This is a genomic window from Microbispora catharanthi, assembly GCF_006334915.2.
In the GTDB taxonomy this organism is placed as follows: domain Bacteria; phylum Actinomycetota; class Actinomycetes; order Streptosporangiales; family Streptosporangiaceae; genus Microbispora; species Microbispora catharanthi.
On sequence record NZ_VDMA02000008.1, the window covers coordinates 175576 to 194652 of the forward strand.

The 19077-nt window shown below is 71.2% G+C and carries 21 protein-coding genes; 9 read left to right on the top strand and 12 right to left on the bottom strand.

The genetic code is table 11. From position 1 onward, the window contains the following. Window positions 1–80 precede the first annotated feature (80 nt). Window positions 81–1403 carry a replicative DNA helicase gene (gene dnaB / locus FH610_RS17340; RefSeq protein ID WP_139575704.1) on the top strand — a complete coding sequence of 441 codons (1323 nt, stop codon included), beginning with the start codon at window positions 81–83 and terminating at the stop codon, window positions 1401–1403. Between the two features lie 12 nt (window positions 1404–1415). On the opposite strand, the gene FH610_RS17345 is transcribed toward dnaB, so the two are convergent. Then, a complete protein-coding gene (locus FH610_RS17345) occupies window positions 1416–1841 on the bottom strand; it encodes an ester cyclase (protein WP_139575492.1) in 426 nt (141 codons plus the stop codon). A gap of 76 nt (window positions 1842–1917) precedes the next feature. Here FH610_RS17345 and FH610_RS17350 point away from each other — a divergent pair, with 76 nt between their 5' ends. Beyond that, window positions 1918–2547, top strand: a complete 630-nt coding sequence (locus tag FH610_RS17350; RefSeq protein WP_167538733.1) for a TetR/AcrR family transcriptional regulator C-terminal domain-containing protein — start codon at window positions 1918–1920, stop codon at window positions 2545–2547. Window positions 2548–2576: 29 nt separating this feature from the next. On the opposite strand, the gene FH610_RS17355 is transcribed toward FH610_RS17350, so the two are convergent. The 3 genes from FH610_RS17355 to FH610_RS17365 form a co-directional block, all read right to left on the bottom strand. Beyond that, complete coding sequence (locus tag FH610_RS17355) at window positions 2577–4148, bottom strand: TULIP family P47-like protein (protein ID WP_139575493.1); 1572 nt, start codon at window positions 4146–4148, stop codon at window positions 2577–2579. Between the two features lie 38 nt (window positions 4149–4186). Beyond that, window positions 4187–5482, bottom strand: coding sequence for a TULIP family P47-like protein (locus FH610_RS17360; protein WP_139575494.1), 1296 nt, complete (start codon window positions 5480–5482; stop codon window positions 4187–4189). Between the two features lie 322 nt (window positions 5483–5804). Further along, window positions 5805–6377, bottom strand: coding sequence for a PadR family transcriptional regulator (locus FH610_RS17365; RefSeq protein WP_139575495.1), 573 nt, complete (start codon window positions 6375–6377; stop codon window positions 5805–5807). Window positions 6378–6471: 94 nt separating this feature from the next. On the opposite strand from FH610_RS17365, the gene FH610_RS17370 reads away from it, so the two are divergent. Both FH610_RS17370 and FH610_RS17375 read left to right on the top strand, forming a co-directional pair. Continuing rightward, a complete protein-coding gene (locus FH610_RS17370) occupies window positions 6472–7029 on the top strand; it encodes a hypothetical protein (RefSeq protein WP_139575496.1) in 558 nt (185 codons plus the stop codon). 14 nt (window positions 7030–7043) lie between these two features. Then, the gene (locus tag FH610_RS17375) at window positions 7044–8363 is read left to right on the top strand and encodes a carotenoid oxygenase family protein (protein ID WP_205825840.1); all 1320 of its coding nucleotides are present in this window, start codon (window positions 7044–7046) and stop codon (window positions 8361–8363) included. A gap of 102 nt (window positions 8364–8465) precedes the next feature. Here the strand turns inward: FH610_RS17375 and FH610_RS17380 are convergent, their stop codons facing one another. Then, complete coding sequence (locus FH610_RS17380) at window positions 8466–8849, bottom strand: nuclear transport factor 2 family protein (RefSeq protein ID WP_139575497.1); 384 nt, start codon at window positions 8847–8849, stop codon at window positions 8466–8468. Between the two features lie 56 nt (window positions 8850–8905). Between FH610_RS17380 and FH610_RS17385 the strand changes: the two genes are divergently transcribed. Then, window positions 8906–9463: a TetR/AcrR family transcriptional regulator gene (locus tag FH610_RS17385; RefSeq protein ID WP_161628023.1), complete on the top strand. Its 558-nt coding sequence runs from the start codon at window positions 8906–8908 to the stop codon at window positions 9461–9463. Between the two features lie 65 nt (window positions 9464–9528). Here FH610_RS17385 and FH610_RS17390 read toward each other — a convergent pair whose 3' ends face one another. Continuing rightward, window positions 9529–10263 (bottom strand): metallophosphoesterase, encoded by a 735-nt coding sequence (locus FH610_RS17390; RefSeq protein WP_139575499.1) that lies wholly within the window; start codon window positions 10261–10263, stop codon window positions 9529–9531. Window positions 10264–10341: 78 nt separating this feature from the next. Between FH610_RS17390 and FH610_RS45225 the strand changes: the two genes are divergently transcribed. Then, window positions 10342–10470 carry a hypothetical protein gene (locus FH610_RS45225; RefSeq protein ID WP_276607681.1) on the top strand — a complete coding sequence of 43 codons (129 nt, stop codon included), beginning with the start codon at window positions 10342–10344 and terminating at the stop codon, window positions 10468–10470. Here FH610_RS45225 and FH610_RS17395 read toward each other — a convergent pair. The 4 genes from FH610_RS17395 to FH610_RS17410 form a co-directional block, all read right to left on the bottom strand. Next, window positions 10454–10906: an SRPBCC family protein gene (locus FH610_RS17395; RefSeq protein WP_139575500.1), complete on the bottom strand. Its 453-nt coding sequence runs from the start codon at window positions 10904–10906 to the stop codon at window positions 10454–10456. The two genes, FH610_RS45225 and FH610_RS17395, sit on opposite strands and share 17 nt — an antisense overlap. Window positions 10907–10974: 68 nt before the next feature. Further along, window positions 10975–11766 (bottom strand): helix-turn-helix domain-containing protein, encoded by a 792-nt coding sequence (locus FH610_RS17400; RefSeq protein WP_240809024.1) that lies wholly within the window; start codon window positions 11764–11766, stop codon window positions 10975–10977. A 78-nt stretch (window positions 11767–11844) separates the two neighbouring features. Beyond that, window positions 11845–12594: an ABC transporter permease gene (locus FH610_RS17405; protein WP_139575502.1), complete on the bottom strand. Its 750-nt coding sequence runs from the start codon at window positions 12592–12594 to the stop codon at window positions 11845–11847. Continuing rightward, window positions 12591–13454: an ABC transporter ATP-binding protein gene (locus tag FH610_RS17410; RefSeq protein ID WP_139575503.1), complete on the bottom strand. Its 864-nt coding sequence runs from the start codon at window positions 13452–13454 to the stop codon at window positions 12591–12593. Before FH610_RS17410 ends, FH610_RS17405 begins: the two co-directional genes overlap by 4 nt. A 132-nt stretch (window positions 13455–13586) precedes the next feature. Here FH610_RS17410 and FH610_RS17415 point away from each other — a divergent pair, with 132 nt between their 5' ends. From FH610_RS17415 to dnaN, 3 genes are all read left to right on the top strand, one after another. Further along, a complete protein-coding gene (locus tag FH610_RS17415) occupies window positions 13587–15086 on the top strand; it encodes a sensor histidine kinase (RefSeq protein ID WP_139575504.1) in 1500 nt (499 codons plus the stop codon). Next, complete coding sequence (locus tag FH610_RS17420) at window positions 15077–15724, top strand: response regulator transcription factor (RefSeq protein WP_139575505.1); 648 nt, start codon at window positions 15077–15079, stop codon at window positions 15722–15724. The genes FH610_RS17415 and FH610_RS17420 overlap by 10 nt, the downstream gene beginning before the upstream one ends. Window positions 15725–15811: 87 nt before the next feature. After that, entirely contained in the window at window positions 15812–16903 is a 1092-nt protein-coding gene (gene dnaN / locus FH610_RS17425; RefSeq protein ID WP_139575506.1) for a DNA polymerase III subunit beta, read from the top strand. 101 nt (window positions 16904–17004) lie between these two features. Here dnaN and FH610_RS17430 read toward each other — a convergent pair whose 3' ends face one another. After that, a complete protein-coding gene (locus FH610_RS17430) occupies window positions 17005–17694 on the bottom strand; it encodes a FadR/GntR family transcriptional regulator (RefSeq protein WP_139575507.1) in 690 nt (229 codons plus the stop codon). Between the two features lie 98 nt (window positions 17695–17792). Then, entirely contained in the window at window positions 17793–19070 is a 1278-nt protein-coding gene (locus FH610_RS17435) for a helix-turn-helix domain-containing protein (RefSeq protein WP_240809025.1), read from the bottom strand. Window positions 19071–19077: the final 7 nt, after the last annotated feature.

Sequence of the window (19077 nt, forward strand, 5' to 3'; positions counted from 1 at the left end):
GGGGATGCTGTGACCGCTGGGCAGGGGGTGTGAGGGTGAGCGTGCTCGACTTCCCGGGGGGACCGGGAGGCTCCGATTCGATGTTCGAGCGGACGCCGCCGCACAACATCGAGGCCGAGCAGTCGGTGCTGGGCGGCATGCTGCTGTCCAAGGACGCCATCGCCGACGTCATCGAGGTGCTGCGGGCCGACGACTTCTACCGGCCGGCCCACCAGATCGTCTTCGAGGTGATCACCGACCTGTACGGCCGGGGCGAGCCCGCCGACTCGGTGACCGTCTTCGACGAGTTGCAAAAGCGTGGCGAGGTCGCCCGGGTCGGTGGCGGCGCCTACCTGCACACGCTGACCGCGATCGTGCCCACCGCCGCGAACGCCGGCTACTACGCGAAGATCGTCCGCGAGCAGGCAGTCCTGCGCCGCCTCATCGAGGCCGGCACCCGCATCGTCTCCTACGGGTACGGCGGCCAGGGCGAGGAGGTCGACGACCTGGTCGACCGCGCGCAGGCCGAGATCTACAAGGTCACCGAGCGCCGCACGTCCGAGGACTACCTCCCGCTGTCGGAGATCATGCCGTCGGCGCTGGACGAGATCGAGGCCATCGGCAGCCGCGGCGGCCAGATGGTCGGCGTCCCGACCGGCTTCCAGGACCTCGACGCCCTGACCAACGGCCTCCACCCCGGCCAGATGATCGTCGTCGCCGCCCGCCCCGCAATCGGAAAAAGCACCCTAGGTCTGGATTTCGCCCGATCTGCGGCGATCAAGCATGGGATGACCACAGTCGTCTTCTCGCTGGAAATGTCGCGCAACGAGATCACCATGCGTCTGCTCTCGGCGGAGGCGCGGGTGGCGCTGCACACGATGCGCTCGGGCATGATGAGCGACGACGACTGGACGCGGATGGCCCGCCGGATGGGCGAGGTCGCCGAGGCGCCGCTGTTCATCGACGACTCTCCGAACATGTCGATGATGGAGATCCGGGCCAAGTGCCGCCGCCTCAAGCAGCGTCACGACCTGCGCTTCGTGATCGTCGACTATCTCCAGCTCATGAGCTCGCCCAAGAAGACCGAGAGCCGCCAGCAGGAGGTCTCGGAGCTGTCCCGGGCCCTGAAGCTGCTGGCCAAGGAGCTCGAGGTGCCGGTCATCGCGATCTCCCAGCTCAACCGTGGTCCCGAGCAGCGTACGGACAAGCGTCCACAAGTGTCAGACCTACGTGAGTCAGGCTCCATCGAGCAGGACGCCGACATGGTCATCCTGCTCCACCGGGAGGACGCGTACGAGCGGGAGTCGCCGCGCGCGGGCGAGGCGGACCTGATCGTGGCCAAGCACCGAAACGGCCCCACGGCCACGGTCACGGTGGCCTTCCAGGGCCACTACAGCCGCTTCGTGGACATGGCCACTCACTGACGCTCCGATAGGTCAGTCGACCTCGGGCCAGTCCCAGCCGAGCTGGAGGAACAGGCCCAGGCGGTCGCTCACCGCGCGCATCTCGGAGATCTTCCCCTCGCGCAGGGTGAGAATGAAGATCGCCTCGACGGTGAACGAACGGTGGGTGGGCTCCGGCATCCGGGGGTGAGAGCCGGAGTTCACCCCCGACATCGTCAGCCGCACGGCCACCCGGTCGCCCTCGCCGATCACCTCCTCGACCTCCAGGTGAAACGGGTCGAACGCGTCGAGCTGCTGGGCGATCGCGTCGAACGCCGCGCCCGGCTCGTCGGGCTCCCCGTGGATCACCTTGTTGTGGTCGATCACGTCGTCGGTCATATAGCGGCGCAGGTCGCCCAGCCTCCGGTCGTTGACGGCGTCGAACAGCTCCTGGACGACGGTCTTCTCAGTGGTGCTCATGATTGCGTCCCCTTCGTTTCTTACGATGTAAGAGGACGGTATTCTTACGGCGTAAGAGACGTCAAGCGGAGGACCGATGCCGAGAGTGGGACTGTCGCGGGAGAAGGTGCTCGCCGCCGCGCTGGCCCTGGTCGACAGGGAGGGCATCGCGGCGCTGTCGATGCGCAGGCTCGGCGCCGAGCTGGGCGTGGAGGCGATGACGCTCTACTACTACGTGCCGAACAAGGACGCCGTCCTGGACGGGCTGATCGACATGGCGGTCTCGCGGGTCACGGTGGAGCCGGTGGGCCCATGGCGGGAGTGGCTGCGCGCCTTCGCGGTCGCGATCCGGCGGGAGCTGCTCGCGCACCCCGCCCTGCTGCCTCTGGTCGCCACCCGGCCGGTGCTCGCACCCGGCGGCCTGGCGACCGTGGAGCGGATGGCGGCCGCCCTGCGGGCCGAGGGGTTCGGTGCGCTGGAAGGGCTCCAGCTCGTCAACGCGGTGGCCACGTTCGTCGTCGGGCACACGCTCGCCGAGGCCGGACGTACGCCTGGGCACGACGAGCCGGACGTAACCGGCGTGATGGAGAGCCTGGACCCGGGGGAGCACCCCGTCCTGGTCGAGGCGCTGCGCGCCGGGCTCGGCACCCCCGAGGACCATCAGGAGCGCTTCGACCGCGCGCTCGACGCCCTGCTCCACGGCCTGGCGCCCCGCGGAAAGAGCTAGGCGGGGCGCCCGCTTCGTCCCGGCGGTGGTCAGGCGTCGGGGAACCCGGGGTTGATGCTCAGTTGCAGCGCACCGTTGAGGCCGACGGCGGTGAGCGCGAACTCCTTCTTCGCGTTGGGCCAGCGGAACGGGCGGGTGGCGCTCTCCACGAGCGGGTCGATGGGGGGCAGCGCGTCCGGCACGTCACCGGCGATCCACTCCGGGATCTTCTCCAGGACTCCGGCGATGGTCCCGATGAGCCCCGCCGCGACGATCGCGATGACCACCCGGATCACGATCCGTCGGCCGGCGGTCGCCACGTTGGAGACGACGGCGCTCACGACGGCGAGGATCAGGTCGGCGGCGATCTCCGTTCCCTCCACCCAGGGCGCCACGGTGGACCAGCCGTTCTTCTTCGGCTCCCGCGTCTCCACGAACGTGAGGGACTGGGTGCCGTCCGCCTTCGTGCCCAGCTTCAGCGTCGCGTAGTGGGTGATCTCGGCGTAGGCGTCGATGCCTGGGGAGATGTTCGTGTGCACGTACGCGTAGATCTCGATCTCGGTTCCGGACACCGTGACCTGGAAGGTCGTCATCTCCGGGTGATAGTCGACGAGCCCGACCCGCACCGGATCCAGCTTGACGGTATCGGTGGCCTCGATCTGGGTGTTGTGGTTGGTCACCTGGAACGTCTTCGGCGAGGCATTGGGGAAGTGGGATTGGACCCCGGGAAGGACCATCTTCTCCAGGAAGCGCTCCGCCGAGATGCTGAGGCCGGCCCGCGCGCCCTCGGGAAGCGCACCGGACTCGAGACCTTCGACCTTCCCGGCGACGTCGCGGCCGTCCGTCATGCAGAGCACGCCCAGCAGCGCGTCGTCAGGGGTGGGGCCGGCGGCGTACGCGTACCCGGTGTAGGTGGGGGTCAGCCACGAGAAGTCGCCCTCGCCCTCGACCTTGCCGATGTCGACGGTGGCGAACACGTGCTTGAACTCCGCGATGTTGTCCTTGCACCAGACCGCGAGGACGTCCTTGAGCGCGCGGTCCAGGTTCTCGTCGGGTGCCGGGGAGGAGTAGGTCACCGAGGACACCTCGACGACGGGGCTGTCCGGGCCCTGGTCGGTCGTGCGGACGACGAGGTCCTTGGAGCCGGGACCCTGCGTACCGGGATCGGGCAGGTAGATCAGATGGACGAGCACGTAGGCGACACCGCCCTTGACCACGTGGTCCTTTCCGTTCACGGTCACCGTGGCGGTGAACGGCAGGTGCATGCGCAGGTCCGTTCCTGATCCGCCGCCGACGGCTACGGACCAGGTGCCGAAGGTGCCGGTCGCGTCGATCTGGGGGCCGAAGTCCGAGGCCTCGACCCGCGCCCGCCAGGTGGTGGGCGAGACCGCGTTCGCCGCGATGGCGCGGTTGACGTCGCTGATCCGGACGGCGAAGACCGTGTCCCAGCCGCCCGTGCTGAACGTCACCCCCGAAGTGGCAGGGGCGGCCGACGCGAGCCGGGCCTGTCCCTGCTCCTCGCGTGCCTTGCTGAGCTCGGCGTCGGTCAGCTGGAGGTGGAGCAGGCTGCTCTTGTCGAAGTCGAGGGAGCTGAGGGAGCCGAGGGGTAGCTGCATTGTCATGGCATCTCCTGGGATGCTCGATGATCGCGCGCCGGCCGTCAGGCCAGGCGGCCGCTGAGGAGAAAACAGCCGTCGAGCGCCGCGCGCTCGACGGCGACGGTGCGGGCTCCGCGCCACTGCACCGACCTGCTGGTCCACCGGTCGAGCCCGGTCGGTCCCTCCTGGGAGCCGAGCCGTCCGGCCAGGTCCTTGCTGATGATCGTGACGATCAGCTGGGTGACGCCCTCGACCACCGGCCCGCCGAGGATGTACCAGAAGGGAACGTCTGCCTGATAGCCGCTGCGCGGCTCGTGGTCGGAGACGAACGAGATACGGGCGGAGGCGGGGTCGAAGACCATGCGGGACTGGCTCGTCACCCAGTAGGTCATCGAGATACCGGCCTTGAGATCGCAGTCGCCCTCGACCCGGATGGCCAGCTCACCCCCGACGACCCCGACCGTCAGCGACGTGACGCGCGGTGTGTACCAGATCGCCCCTTCATGCAGGGACCTGGTGGAAAAGGCGGACGTGTTGCGTACGGCCCGGAGGGCGGGATCGTAGGCGAGGTCCGCGACAGAGGCGTCGCCGCCGAACACCCCGGGCAGGCCGGGCCGGACCATCTCGGTCAGGAACAGCTCCGGGGACACGGCGAACGTCACCTCCCCGCCGCCGGTGGTCAGCTCCGGGTCGACGATCCTGGGCAGCCCGGAGACGTCACGGCCGTCGGTGACGCTGAGCACCGCGATGTGCCCGGGGTCGTCCGGCGCGAGGCTACGCGAGTAGCAGAACGCCGAACGGACCGGGTTCAGCCGGCCGCCCTGGCCCGGTGCGACCAGGTTGACCTGGGCGAGCGCGTACGACAGCGCGGTGGCGTGCTCGACCAGGTGCTCGGCGACGGCGCCCACGACGATGTCCCGCCCGGTCTCCCCGAGCCGGTCGAGGACCTTCTCCGGGCCGGTGAGCGCCACAGGGGTGACCACGCCGGGCACGGGCACGTCGCCCGGGCGGCCCGCCCTGGTCAGGTCGAACACGAGGTCCCTGGGCCGTCCCACGTCACCCGGCAGGAGGTGGAGGGAGACCGCCACCACCGCGGTGGCGCCGGTGAGGTCGAGCACGGCGCCGGACCCTCCCGCGACGTCTCCCGAGACGATCGGCAGGGCCAGCCGCAGCAGGTCTCCCGGGTCGCCGGGCAGGACGCGCCATGCCCCCAGACGCGCGGAGCCCTTGAACGGCGTGCCGAAGTTCTCTCCCCCGAAGGAGAATTCGTCGGCCGGCGTCCGCGGCCGGACGGCGAGCATCCGATTCACGGACTCCACCGACAGCGTGGTCACCGTGTCCCAGCCGTGCAGATCCATGGGTCGTCCCCGTCCGCCACTGTCATCCCCGTGCCACCTTGCGGCGTCCCGCGTGCTGCGGGACGCCGCGGCCGGGTCACGGGCTCCGCACCGGCCCCCGCCGGCGCCCCCCGGAGCCGTGTCCCCACTTCCCCCGCACCGCGCCCCGATCGCGGCATGGCAGGAGCATGACCCGGCCGGATCGCCATCCGATGTATGCCGAGTTGTCGTGCTCGTCAGGAGCGTGGGCAAGGGTCCCGGTATAGACACGTCGGGCAGGCGGGTCCGCCACTCGGTCGCGGACGGCTCGGGTCGTCAGATGCCGCCGGGCCCCGGGGAGGTGTCACTCCGCCACGGCCTGCCCGGCCTTCTCGTGCTCCAGCGCCTTCTCCTGTTCCAGTGCCGCCACCCGCCCGGCGGCCCACTCGGCCCAGTCGCGCTGCGCGGCGGTCAGGCGCAGGCCCCACTCCAGCGCGATGTCGCCGTACAGCCGCAGCGCGTCGTCGCCCTGGCCGATGACGAACTCGCGGATGCCGAGGAGCTGGTCGTGCTCGTGGACGGCGCGCTCGGCGAGCCGCTCCAGGTAGCCGCGGGCGGCGCCGGTGCCGACCTGGTCGAGGAAGAAGACCCGCAGCAGCATGTCGCTGCGCCGGGTCATGGTGGGCGGCACCTCGACCAGCCAGTGGCGCAGCTCGGCCCGGCCCTCCTCGGTGATCTCGTATTCCTTCCGCCCGCGCGGGCCCTCCGCCGCGACCCGCACCAGCCCTTCCTTGGCCAGCCGGCCGAGCTCGGCGTAGAGCTGGCTCTGGGTCGCGGGCCAGACGTTCTCCAGCGAAAGCTCGAAGGTTTTCAGCAGGTCGTAGCCGCTGGCGGGCCCGGCCGACAGAAGGCCGAGCATGGCATGACGAAGGCTCATGGGTCCGATCGTACATTCCTGTGTTGACATGTCGCTAGCGGAGGTTCTACTTTCGACCTGTCACTAATGGAACGTCGAACCTAAGGAACCCCCCGTGCTCCGTTACGTCCTCACCTTCCTCCCCTGGATCGCCTTCGCCGTCCTCAGCACGAACGGTGAGGCCAGATTCGGAGCCGCGGCCGCGCTCCTCGTCTCGATCGTGCTGCTCGCCGTCGACCGCAGGGCGGGGCGTGGCTGGGACGAGATGGTCATCGAGCTCAGCTCGGGGGTGTTCTTCGCCGGTCTGACGCTCGCCGCGTTCACGGTCACGCCGGCGCCCTTCGGCGAGTACGGCCCGGCCGTCTCGGTGGCCTGGCTGGCGCTCACCGCCTGGGGGTCGCTGGCCATCCGCAAGCCGTTCACGCTGGGCATCGCCCGCCGGACGACCGCTCCCGAGGTGCACGCGACCCCGCTGTTCTACCGCGTCAACGCCGTCATCACCGCCGTGTGGGCGGTGGGCTTCACCCTCAACGCCGTCGGCCTCGCCCTGCTGCTCGCCTTCGCCCCGCACGCCACCGCCGCGATCATCGCGGTGAAGGTCTGCGGCTTCGCGCTCCCGGCCCTGTTCACCATCCGCTACCCCCAGATCGTCCGCGCGCGCTACGCCGCCTGAAGGGAATCACCGACATGACCGCCTCCTATCTGACCGGCCGCCTCGCCCCCGTGCCCGACGAGATCGACGCGATCGACCTGCCGATCGAGGGCACGCTCCCGCCCGAGCTGACCGGCCGCTACTTCCGCAACGGACCCAACCCCCGCCCCGGGGAGGACCCCGGGCACTGGTTCGTCGGTCACGGGATGCTCCACGGCGTCCGGCTGCGCGACGGACGGGCCGAGTGGTACCGCAACCGCTGGGTCCGCACCACCCGCCTCGCCGGCGCGCCGTACGTGCACGAGCGCGGCGTCGACCTCGCGGCCGTCCCCGCCAACACCCACGTGATCCGGCACGCCGACAAGATCCTCGCGCTCGTGGAGAACGGCCTGCCGTACGAGATGACGCCGGAGCTCGACACGGTCGGCCCCTGTGACTTCGGCGGGCGGCTGGCCACGGCGATGACCGCGCACCCGAAGGAGGACCCGATCACCGGGGAGCTGCACTTCTTCGGGTACGGCTGGGCCAAGCCCTACCTCACCTACCACCGCCTGTCCGCCGCCGGCGAGCTGGTGGAGAGCAGGCCGGTGGACGTGCCCGGGCCCACCATGGCCCACGACTTCGCGATCACGAAGCACCACGTGGTGTGGCTCGACCTGCCGGTCGTCTTCGACTTCGGCCTGGTGGGCCGCGGCATGCCCTACCGGTGGGACGACGCGTACGGCGCGCGGCTGGGCGTGATGAGCCGCGGGACCGGCGACGTGCGGTGGTTCGAGATCGACCCCTGCTACGTCTTCCATGTGGGCAACGCGAGCGAGGACGAGCACGGGCGCCTCGTCGTCGACGCGGTGCGCTACTCTCCGGGGGCGTTCTGCGGCTTCTGGCCGACCATCGGCGGCGCGGTCAACCCGGCCGCCCACACCGGGGGCGCGGCCCTGCACCGCTGGACGCTCGACCCCGCCACCGGCGTCGCCAAGGACGAGCCGCTCGACGACCTGGATGTCGAGTTCCCGACGATCAACGAGACGCGCACCGGCCTGACCAGCCGTTACATCTACGCGGTCAGCAAGGGCGCGATCGTGAAGTACGACACCGCGAACGGCACGAGCCGGGCGCACCAGACGGGCGAACGCTCGCCGGGCGAGGCCGTGTTCGTCCCCGCCTCGGGCGCCAAGGCCGAGGACGAGGGCTGGCTGCTGTCGATCGCGGGCACCGAGCACGGCGCCGAGCTGCTCGTGCTCGACGCGTCGGACCTGGCCCAGGTGGCGTCCGTACGGCTGCCGCGCCGGGTGCCGGCCGGATTCCACGGCTCGTGGATTCCCGACGAGGTCCCCGGCGACATCCTCCGCGCGTGAGCCGTACGGACGCGCGCTGGGGTCAGACCCGGTGACCCGGACGGCGTCGTGACACCTCGGGCCTTGATCCCGAGGCCGAGCCGCTCGTGGACGGAGGGAGTGCTAGGCGGTGCGACCGAGCTGGTGGATGCGTCGCACCCGGCCGTCGTCGGCGACGTCGCCGATCAGGATCCAGTCGATCACCACGTGCCCGCGCTTGCGGTGCTCCGTTATGAGGCAGCAGCGTGCGGCGAACTCATGGCCGTTGACGAAGAGGTCGTCGATTCGCATCTCGATGGAGGTGACGTTCTTGCGTGCCGGGGCCGCGTGGCCGACCAGTTGGTCGCGGGTGAGCGTTGTGCCGTCGGTTACCCAGACCGCGTCGGCGGTCATGGTGCGGTCCACGATCCGCTCCGGGTCTTCGTCGGAAAGGGCCATGTCGCGGGTGTAGTCGATCAGAAGACGGCGTGCTGCCTGCTCAGTTATCTCTGACATGGTTGTCAGCATTAGCGTTACCGTTATGATTGTCAACCGTGTCAGATATAAGGCGGCGGCGTCAGCGGGTGGAGGTCGCCCGCAACCGTGACGCGCTGGTGTCGGCGGCAATCCGGGTTCTCGCCCAGCACCCGGAGGCGAGCATGGCGGAGATCGCGTCCATGGCCGGTGTGACGCGGCAGACCGCGTATGTGCACTTCGGGACCCGCGAGGCGCTCCTTGCGGCCGTGCGTGACGAGCTGAGCCGCCGTGCGTTCGCCGTGCTGGACGCCGCTGATCTCGAGGCAGGTACCGCCACCGAAGCTCTCGGCCGTTTTCTCACCGCAGCCGGAACACTGCTGACCGAGCAGGCGGCAGTCGGTCATGGGGATGCCACCCAGGAGGAAGACGAGTCGCATCACCTGCTGGTCGAGGAGAGCTTGGAGAGCCTGATCCGTCGCGGCCGCGACAGCGGCGAGTTCGCGACCGATCTGGAGACCGGCTGGTTGGTCACGGCGACGATCGCGCTCGGCCACGCCGCCGACCGTCACATCCGCGCCGGCCGCTTGGACGCACGCGCGGCGGCCCGGCATTTCCGGGCCTCGGTGATGCGCTTGTGCGGCGCCGACGATCCTGACCCCACGTAACCGCCTGGGCCACGCGCAGCAGGGCCATGATTTGTCAGACACGACCTAACGCCGGGGGCACCTAGCTAGGGCACGGGGCGATAGTGGGTGGTGACCCGGCCGTCGTCGAGCACGTGCAGGGCGATGGCCGGCGGCAGGTCGTAGTCGACCGGGGGGTGCGCCGAGGTCTCGGACGGCAGCAGCGCGGTGCTGACCACTCCCGGCGCGACCAGCAGCGGCAGCCCGGCGAACGTCGTCGCCGCCCCCGTGTGGGCGTGCCCGGCCAGCACCGCGATGGCGTGGGGGTGACGGCCCAGGACCTCCGCCAGCCCCTCCGGCCGCCCGAGCCGGATGCCGTCCACGTACGGGATGCCGAGCGCGACGGGCGGGTGGTGCATGCCGACGAAGGCGGGGACGCCGGGCGTGGCGGCGAGCACGGAGTCGAGCCAGGCCAGGGTGTCGTCGTCCAGCGCGCCCTCGGGCCGGCCGGGGATGCTGGAGTCGCACAGCGCGATCGTCGCGTGGTCGAGGTTGAGCGCCTGGTTGACCGGGTGGTCGCCGTCCTGCTCCAGTAGGACCTTGCGGAGGTTGCCGCGCGCGTCGTGGTTGCCCGGGCACAGCACGAGCGGCACGTCGTCGCCGGCGATCAGCTCGCGGACGGTCTCGTACTCCTCCATCGCGCCGTGGTCCGCCAGGTCGCCGGTGAGCACGATCGCGTCGGGCCGCCGCGCCCGTGCGTAGGTGAGCGCGCGGGCGGCGCGCGAGGTGTTCCGCTCGCTTCCGTCGATGTGGATGTCGCTGACGTGTGCCAGCACGAGCATGTGATACCTCCGGGCGGATGGTGGGAGCTCCAGCTTCTCACGCGCGCGAGCGGCGGTCAGGACGGCGAACACCGCGGTGTGACGCGTATCTCATCGAGACCGGTCACCGCCGAGGCCGCGCCGGCCCGTGAGCTCGCCACCCTCGACCCGGCGCTCGCGACCGCGACGCACGCCGAGTCGCTGGAGTCGTTCACGAACCGCGCGTAGACCGCCCGGACAGCCGTTCGGCGAGGATGCGGGCCCTGGCGAGCTGCACCTTCCGCGCCTGGCCCGCCGCGAATCCCATCACGAGCCACGGTGCGCTCAGGTCCAGCCGGTCGTCTACCCGCGTGCCGCCGGCCTCGGGGGACAGGTCGAAGCGGTAGCCCATCCGAACGCCGCCGGGGCTGCGCACCTGTCCCCGTACGGACAGTCCCTCGGTCAGCAGCGTGACGGCGATGGGGTTGTCGTACTTCAGGCCGACGAAGCGGAACCGCTCGATGGAGGTGTAACGCACCACCCCCGGCTCGGAGCGGTCGACGTCCCGCACGGCGACCACGAGCGGTGACAGGCCGATGTAACTCTCCGGCGTCGTGAGGTGCTCGAACACCTTCTCCGGCGCGGCGTCCACGTGGAACGTGTTGGTCAGCACCCGTGCGGGCACCCGGCCTCCCCTGATCGTGCTTAAAGGGGATTGTGGCAGGACCGGATCGCCGCACGGACGCCGGATGATCACGATGAGGTGTCGCGCAGGAAGGCTGCCGTCGCGGGATCGGCCGGATAGAACGACTCGATGGCCAGCTCGGAGACCGTGATGTCGAGCGGGGTGCCGAAGGTCGCCACGATGCTGAAGAACGACAGCTCCCGCCCGGCCCGCCGCACCCGGAGCGGCACGAGGATGTCCCCGGGGCCGGGCAGCTCCACCTCGGGTTCCGGCTGGTCACAGGGGTAGTCGCGCAGCTCGGCGTACAGCTCGGTGAGCTGTGGGTCGGCGGTGAGCGTGATCTGCCGGCGCAGCCGGCCGAGCAGGTGCGCACGCCACTCGCCCAGGTTCAGGATGTGCGGAGCGAGCCCTTCAGGGTGCAGGCTCGCCCGCAACACGTTGCTCAGCAGGTCGGGGTCCACGCCTTCGGCCAGCAGCGCGATGCCCTCGTTGGCGTCGACGAGGTTCCAGACGCGGTCCACCACCACGGCCGGGTAGGGGTCGTGGGCCGACAGCAGCCGCCGGATCGCCTCGCACACCGCCGCCATCCCCGGCGAGTCGAGCGGCGACTCGGTGTAGACGGGGGCGTACCCCGCGGCCAGCAGCAGGTGGTTGCGCTCGCGGAGGGGCAGGTCGAGGTGCTCGGAGAGGTGGAGCACCATGTCCCGGCTCGGCGTGGCCCGGCCGGTCTCCAGGAAGCTGATGTGCCGGGTGGAGATCTCGGCGCGGTTGGACAGTTCGAGCTGGCTCATCCGCCGGTGCTCGCGCCACTGGCGCAGGAGCTCCCCGAACGGCCGCTGATAGAGCGTTGCGACGGTCACGTTCTGGACGCTATCCGGTCGCCGATCGGCCCGGCGATTACCCCTGAGGTAGGCGCCGGACCGCCCGGGCGGCATCGGCTACTCCCAGCGGAACAGCCGGGCCGCGGCGAGACCGGCGGCCAGCGCCCAGCCCGCCAGTACGGCGAGGTGGAGCGGCTGGGGCGCGTGCCCTCCCAGGGCGTCCATCAGCCCCTGCCCGAAGGCGCCTGTGGGCGTGAAGTCGCTGATCCGGCGCAGGATTTCGGGCATGAGCGGCCGGGGCAGCCACATCCCGGCGAGGAACAGCAGGGGGAACATGAGAGCCGAGCCCACTCCCTGGACGACGCGGGCGTTCGGCGCCACGGCGGCCAGCAACAGGCCGATGGCGAGCATGGTGAGCGAACCGAGGACGAAGACCACGGCGAACGTCCAGGGCGAGCCGGGCAACGGCACCCCGAGGACCAGGCGACCCAGCACCAGCGTCAGCGTGGTGGCGACCACGGACACGACCACGTTGATCACCAGTTGGGCCGCCAGCAGCGCGCCCGGCCGCACCGGCGTGGTGGACAGCCGCCGCAGCACGCCGCGTTCCCGGTAGATCACCAGGCTGCCCGGCAGCACGCTGAGCCCGAGCGTCACGACCGACAGCAGCACCATCATCGCCGTGAAGGGCGCGTCCACGAACCGCTGCCCGCCCAGCGACGGATCCGCGTCGCGGAAGCCGGGGATCGTCGTGCCGAGCCCCAGCAGCAATCCCACCGGCAGCACGATCGCGAAGAACACCGCCATCGGCTCGCGGAGGAAGAGCCGGGCCTCCACGGCCGCGAGTTTTCCGAAGGCTTTCGTCATGACTCCTCCTTGCCGGTGAGAACGAGGAACGCGTCGTCGAGGGTGGTGCGCTCCATGCGCAGGCCACGCGTACGCGACGGGGGCAGCACGGCGGCGACGGCGCTCAGCAGGTCGCCGGTGCCGGTGACGGTGACTTCCCCGCCGTCCCTGGTGACGGACGCCACCTCGGGCAGCGCCCGCAGACCGTCGACGGGATCGTCGGTGTGGAAGATCAGGCGCTGCTCGCCGCCGGCGCGGGCGACCAGCCCGGCGGGGGTGTCCACCGCCCGCACACGCCCCCGGGAGATGACCGCGACCCGGTCGCACAGGCGCTCCACCTCCTCCATGAAGTGGGTCACCAGCAGCACGGTCACGCCGCGTTCCCTGATCCGTGAGACCAGGTCCCACGTGTCGCGGCGGGCCTGCGGATCGAGGCCGGTGGTGAGCTCATCGAGTATCGCGACGCGCGGGCTTCCGACCAGCGCGAGCGCGACTGACAGCCGCTGGCGCTGACCGCCCGACAGCTTGCCGAAGGGCGCGCGGAGGTCGAGCCCGGCCTCCACGGCCAGGGCCCGCCAGTCGGCCGGACGGGAGTAGAACGAGGCGTAGAGCGCCAGCGCCTCTCCAACTCGGATCTTGTCGGGCAGCGAGCACTCCTGGAGCTGCACGCCGACCTGTTCCTTCAGGTCCGCGTCCACGGTGACCGTGCCCGCGGTGGGGGTGCGCAGCCCGGCGACGCACTCGACCGTCGTCGTCTTGCCCGCCCCGTTGCGGCCCACGATGCCGAAGACCTCGCCCTCCTCCACGGAGAACGACACGTCCTCGACCGCCACCTTCTCTCCGTACGCCTTGCGTAGGTGATCCACGGTGATGATTGCCATGGCCAAGACGCTAGGAATCGGGCGGTCCGCGGAGAATGCGGCTGCGGACCCGATGGGGGTGCACTTTCCTCCACCCCCATCGGGCGGATCGGGCCACTGTGCCGGCCCCGTGTCGCCCTCCAGACTGGACCCATGACCTCAGCTCGCCCGACGTTCACCGCCCTGGCCCGGAGCGCCGCCCTCGCCGGCCTCGCCCTGCTGGGCCTGGCCGCCGGCCTGGTGATGCTCGCGGCGGTGCTGCTCACCTTCCTGGTCGGCCTGGTGCCCGTCTTCCCCTCGGCCGTACGGCTCGCGCGGGCCGTGACCCGGCTGCAACGCGGGCTGACCGCCCGATGGTCGGGCATACCGGTGGACGAGCCGTACCGGCCCGCGCCGCCTCCGCCGGTGCCCCAGTCCGACGGGTGGTACCGCGACGGCCGCACGCTGTACAAGCGGCCGACGATCCCGGCCTTCAACCAGCGGTGGAACTGGATGACGAAGGACCCGGCCACCTGGCGCGACCTCGCCTACCTGCTCGCCGCGCCGCTGACGAACGGGCTCGTGGTCGCCGCGCCGCTGCTCGCGACCGCGTACGGCGTCGCGTGGGCGGCCGGAGGCACCCCGGTGATGGGAGCGGTCTGGATCCTGCTCGCGGTGATCGGCGTGCGCTGGTACGCGCCGTGGGCCGTGCGCCTCCACGGTCAGGTCGCCGCCGTGCTGCTGGGCCCCACCGAGAAGGCCAGGCTGGCCCGGCGGGTCAGCCGCCTGGACGCCGCCCGCACCGAGGCGGTCGACTCGCAGGCGGCGGAGCTGCGCCGGATCGAGCGCGATCTGCACGACGGCGCCCAGGCCCGCCTGGTGGCGATCGGCATGACGATCGGCGCGGCCGAGCAACTGCTGGAAAACGACCCGCAGGCCGCCCGGGCGCTGCTCGGCAAGGCGAGAGAGGCCTCGGCGACCGCGTTGCAGGAGATCCGGCGGCTGGTGCGCGGCATCCATCCCCCGGTGCTGGCCGAGCGCGGCCTCGGCGACGCCGTACGCGCCCTCGCCCTGGACAGCCCGCTGCGCACCCACGTCACGGTCGACCTGCCCGAGCGCGCCACCGCCCCCCTGGAGTCCGCGGCCTACTTCGCGGTCAGCGAGCTGCTGGCCAACGCGGCCCGGCACGGTGACGCGACCGAGGCGTGGGTGGACGTGAGCACGCAGGGTCCGGCGCTGCGCGTGACGGTGACCGACGACGGTCACGGCGGCGCGGACCCCGAGCAGGGCACCGGTCTGCGCGGCATCGAGCGCAGGCTCGGGGCGTTCGACGGCGTCCTCGCGGTGAACAGCCCGGTGGGCGGCCCGACCACGGCCGTCATCGAACTGCCCCGGGCGTTTGGGGTGCGGCCGGCGCCGATGACCCCGTGGCGTTACTTCGGCCGCCTCTGCTGGGGACTGTGGCCGATCGCGCTGTTCCCACAGGGGCTGGTCGCGATGGTGCTCAAGTTGGTGGGGTCGCCGGTGAAGTCCTGGTTCCTCGGCCTGTACGTGCCCGGGCCCTTCCAGTGGCCGGTCATCGTGGGCATGATGCTGCTCGGCGGCGGCCTGCTGGCCGTCGCGCTGGCGACGACGGTGCGGACCAGGGAAGCGGAGGGCGGCGCGTGCGGGTAGTGCTGGCGGAGGACCTGCACCTGCTGCGGGAGGGCCTGGTCGCCCTCCTGCGCGCGCACGGCTTCGAGGTGGTCGCGGCGGTCGAGTCCGGCCCGGAACTGCTCGCCGCCCTGGTCGGCGAACGTCCCGACGTGGCCGTCGTGGACGTGCGGCTCCCGCCGACCTTCACCGACGAGGGGCTGCAGGCCGCCCTGGCCGCGCGGCGGCAGGCGCCCGGCCTGCCGGTCCTCGTGCTCTCCCAGCACGTCGAGCAGCTGTACGCCAGGGAGTTGCTGGCCGACGGGTCCGGCGGCGTGGGCTATCTGCTGAAGGACCGGGTGTTCAACGGCGAGCAGTTCGTGGACGCCGTACGCCGGGTCGCGGCCGGCGGGACGGCCATGGACCCCGAGGTGATCGCCCGGCTCCTGGCGAGCAACGCGCGCAACGAACCGCTCGGCCGCCTCACCCCACGGGAGCGCGAGGTGCTGGAACTGATGGCCGAGGGCAGGTCGAACGCCGCGATCGGGCAGCGGCTGTTCCTCAGCGACAGCGCGGTGGGCAAGCACACGGCGAGCATCTTCACCAAGCTCGGCCTGGCGCCCTCCGACGACGACAACCGGCGCGTCCTCGCCGTGCTCGCCTTCCTCAACAGCAAGTAGGGCAGGGAAGGCCACGTAGGGCCGGCCGGGAATGTCGGTGCCGGGCGCTACTTTTGGAGCGAGTCGTGGCACAGGCAGGAGGTCGGGATGAAATTCCAGGTTAACCGCGACGTTCTGGCCGACGCGGTGGCGTGGGCGGCCCGGGTGCTGCCCGCCCGGCCCGCCGTGCCCGTTCTCGCGGGCCTGCTGTTGGAGGCGGGAGACGACCTGCGGGTGTCCGCCTTCGACTACGACGTCTCGGCCCGCGCCGACGTCGAGGCCGACGTCGCCGAGCCGGGGCGGGTGCTGATCCCCGGGAAGGTCCTGGCCGAGATCACCCGGAGCCTGCCCGCCCGGCCCGTCGAGATCGTCAAAAGCGGCTCGGAGGCGGTGCTCACCTGCGGCAGCACGGAGTTCGGGCTGATCACGATGCCGGACGAGGACTTCCCCGCGATGCCGCAGATGCCGCCGAAGGTCGGCGCCGTGGGCGGGGGCGCCTTCGCCACCGCGGTCGGGCAGGTGGCCGCGGCCGCGAGCCGCGACGACACGCTCCCCATGCTGACGGGCATCCGCGTGGACATCGAGGGCGTGCGGATGTCGATGGCCGCCACCGACCGCTACCGCATCGCCGCCGCCGAGTTCCTGTGGCATCCCGAGCGGCAGGACGTGGGGCACGGCGTGGTCGTGCCGGCGCGGGTGCTGGTCGAGGTGGCCCGATCGCTGCGCGGCGGCGAGGTGGCGATCGGCCTGGGCGACAACGTGGCGGGTTTCGAGAGTCAGGGACGCACGACGACCGTGCGGCTGCTGGACGACCAGTTCATCGACTACCGGTCCCGGCTGACCGCGCAGTGGACGATCCACGCGGACGTGGAGGTGGGACCGTTCGTGGAGGCCGTCAAGCGCGTCGTGCTGGTCGCCGAGCGCAACGCCGCGGTCCGGCTGTCGTTCTCCCAGGGACAGGTGCTGATCCAGGCCGGGGGCGCTGACATCGGCAGGGGCGCGGAGGTCGTCGACGCCGAGCTGGAGGGGCCGGACATCCAGATCGCCTTCCAGCCCCACTACCTGCTCGACGGGCTGGCAGGGGTCGAGACCGGGCGGGCGCGCATCCACATGGACTCGCCGACCCGTCCCGCGCTGATCACCGACGAGGGCGAGGACCCCGGCTTCCGCTACCTCGTCATGTCCCTGCGGCTCGGCTGAGCCGTCCTCCCTGACTGTGCTCGCCTGACTGTGCTCGCCTGATGGGCCCCGCGGGTGCCGTTCGCACGGACCCGCCGGGCGGTGGGGTTGAGAAGCAGGGCTCAGGAGGTGAGGGTGGCGGAGTCGGTGAGGGCGATGAGGATGTGCTCCATGCACGCGTGACCGGCCCGCTCGGCCGCGGTGGCGTCGCCGGCGGCGATCGCGCGCACGATCGCGTCGTGGGGGATGTAGTTCTGCTCCAGGGAGCCGCCGGCCGCCGCGATGCTCGCCCGCAGCGCCGCGGAGAAGTCGACATAGAGGTCGATCAGCACCCTGTTGTGCGTGGCCTCGACGACCGCCACGTGGAAGGCGAGGTCGGCCTCGACGAACGCCTCGGGGTCGCCGTCCGACCATGCCTTCTCGCGCGCGGCCAGCGCGGCCTCGATCGACGCGACGTCCTCGTCGGTCCGCCGTGTCGCCGCGAGACGGGCCGCCTCGACCTCCAGGGCGCGCCGGACCTCCAGGATCTCCAGCTGCTCGGCCGCGCGCAGCCGCCTGGCCATCGCACCCGACAGCTCGCTGGTGGCCCGCACGTACGTGCCGTCGCCCTGGCGACACTCCAGCAGCCCGGCGTGGGTCAGCGCGCGGACCGCCTCACGGACCGTGTTCCTGCCGACTCCGAGGTGCTCGGCGAGCACCGTCTCGGTAGGAATCTTGGCATTCATCTGCCAGGAGCCGGAGGTGATCTGCTCCTTGAGCTGGTCGATCACCTGGTCCACGAGAGACGCCCGCTGCGCCGTCCGCAGGCTCACGTCAGCCTCCTTTGGGTTGCCAATCATCCGATGATGGAATGAGTGGTAGACCCTCATTATTCCAGAGGCCTCCAGAACAAGTCCGGAGCCCCAGGAGGCTATCGAGCGAGCACCGTCGTGGTCATGGAGCCCGGTATGTTCACGCGGATTCCGACCGCTTCCAGGGCTCTACGATATGCCCCTGACTGCCGGTCGAGGGCACCGGCCTGGCCCCACAGGTCGCCGAGCATGCGCCAGGCCCGGGCGGTCTCCCGGTCGGGCGCCTCGCCGTCCAGCAGGTCGTGCGCCCGGTCGAGCGTGACAGCCGGATCTTCGGACCGTGCCAACGCGATCTCGGCCAGGACCATGTTCGCGGTCGCCGCGGTGGTCCCCTTGGCGCTGTCCAATAGATCCAGTGCCTGACCGGCGAGTTCGGCTGCGGATTCCGCGTCTCCGGTCCGGAACCGTACGAAACTCAGCACCACGAGGCTCCGCGCGTGCTCCTGCCGCTCGGCCGGGAACCGCGCGAAGACGTCCGCCGCGGACTTCGCGAGATCGTTGGCTCGGTCCAAATCGGCGCCTTCGGGATTCGCCGCGGTGATGCGAGCCCAGTGCATCGCGATACGGGCGCGGCGCACGGCGATCCGGGCCGGACGGCCCGCCGCGAGGGCGTCCTCGGCGAGCTGCACGGCCAGCGCCGAGTCCTCGCCTTCGGCCGCCGTGACGCTGGCCTGCCACAGCGCGAGGATCTCCGCGCTGCGGTCGCTCGCGCGCGCCGGGCCCGCGGTCGACAGCACCCGCTCGACGTACGGCAGGCCGGTCTCGGCCTCCACCAGCGCGAGCGCCAGCTCGACGGCCAGCTGGCCCTCGATCATGCCGAGCCGGTCGATCTGGCCGAGCGCGTGGGCGCCGAGGTCGCGTGCCCGCAGCCGGTCGCCGGCCCGCTGGTAGCAGCGGCACAGCGCGACCGTCAGCGGCAGGTCGGCGAGGCGCTCGGGATGCGCGGAGGCCTCGCGGCGCAGCCGCTCGTACGCCTCGACGGCCCGGCCGACGCGACCCTGGGCCTCCAGCGCCCGCGCCACACCGAGGCGCGCGTGTGCGGCCAGCATCGCGTTGTCCTCACCCGCCGCCTTGACGATCTCGCCGAAGCGGTCGGCCGCCACGGCGGGATCGCCGTGATACAGCTCGAGCTCGGCATGTCGCAAGCCGAGCTCGGTGTCGATGCGCTGCCGGGGTTCTATCCCGTGGAGCAGGAACTCGGTGGTGCAACCGAGCCGCTCTGCGAGCAGCCGGGCGACGACCGGTGTAGGCGTCCGCTTTCCGGACTCAATGAGTGAGACGTAACTGTCGGACAGGTCGGGTCCGGCCAACTGGGCCTGTGACATGCGCCTGCTCAACCGCAAT

Excerpts from the sequence above, each read along its gene's own strand:
- FH610_RS17360 (WP_139575494.1), bottom strand. The coding sequence starts at position 5,482 with ATGGATCTGCACGGCTGGGACACGGTGACCACGCTGTCGGTGGAGTCC.
- FH610_RS17405 (WP_139575502.1), bottom strand. The coding sequence starts at position 12,594 with ATGACGAAAGCCTTCGGAAAACTCGCGGCCGTGGAGGCCCGGCTCTTC.
- FH610_RS17390 (WP_139575499.1), bottom strand. The coding sequence starts at position 10,263 with ATGCTCGTGCTGGCACACGTCAGCGACATCCACATCGACGGAAGCGAG.
- FH610_RS17380 (WP_139575497.1), bottom strand. The coding sequence starts at position 8,849 with ATGCTGACAACCATGTCAGAGATAACTGAGCAGGCAGCACGCCGTCTT.
- FH610_RS17345 (WP_139575492.1), bottom strand. The coding sequence starts at position 1,841 with ATGAGCACCACTGAGAAGACCGTCGTCCAGGAGCTGTTCGACGCCGTC.
- dnaN (WP_139575506.1), top strand. The coding sequence starts at position 15,812 with ATGAAATTCCAGGTTAACCGCGACGTTCTGGCCGACGCGGTGGCGTGG.
- FH610_RS17375 (WP_205825840.1), top strand. The coding sequence starts at position 7,044 with ATGACCGCCTCCTATCTGACCGGCCGCCTCGCCCCCGTGCCCGACGAG.
- FH610_RS17350 (WP_167538733.1), top strand. The coding sequence starts at position 1,918 with ATGCCGAGAGTGGGACTGTCGCGGGAGAAGGTGCTCGCCGCCGCGCTG.
- FH610_RS17410 (WP_139575503.1), bottom strand. The coding sequence starts at position 13,454 with ATGGCAATCATCACCGTGGATCACCTACGCAAGGCGTACGGAGAGAAG.
- dnaB (WP_139575704.1), top strand. The coding sequence starts at position 81 with ATGTTCGAGCGGACGCCGCCGCACAACATCGAGGCCGAGCAGTCGGTG.
- FH610_RS17355 (WP_139575493.1), bottom strand. The coding sequence starts at position 4,148 with ATGACAATGCAGCTACCCCTCGGCTCCCTCAGCTCCCTCGACTTCGAC.
- FH610_RS17415 (WP_139575504.1), top strand. The coding sequence starts at position 13,587 with ATGACCTCAGCTCGCCCGACGTTCACCGCCCTGGCCCGGAGCGCCGCC.
- FH610_RS17365 (WP_139575495.1), bottom strand. The coding sequence starts at position 6,377 with ATGAGCCTTCGTCATGCCATGCTCGGCCTTCTGTCGGCCGGGCCCGCC.